We start from the raw sequence: 201 nt of genomic DNA, 5'->3' as shown, positions 1-201 counted from the left end.
TACGACAACGCCCAGGAACGCTCCTGGCAGTTGCGCCATGACTTCGATTTCGCCGTGTTCGGCGTACCGGGCCTGACTCTGATGAACCGCTACATCAGCGGCGACAACGTGCACACCGGCACCGTCACCGATGGCAAGGAATGGGGGCGCGAATCGGAACTGGCCTACGTGTTCCAGAGCGGCACGTTCAAGAACCTCAGC

The 201-nt window shown here is 61.2% G+C and carries 1 protein-coding gene; it reads left to right on the top strand.

Annotation, left to right across the window (positions count from 1 at the left end):
• A partial coding sequence (locus tag ACCD02_RS32870) for an OprD family outer membrane porin (protein WP_413310753.1) occupies positions 1-201 on the top strand: 201 nt, incomplete at both ends.

Source organism: Pseudomonas sp. Pseusp88, from assembly GCF_047303955.1.
GTDB lineage: Bacteria > Pseudomonadota > Gammaproteobacteria > Pseudomonadales > Pseudomonadaceae > Aquipseudomonas.
The sequence above is the reverse complement of the archived record's forward strand: the minus strand, read 5'-3'. Positions and strand labels throughout refer to the sequence as shown.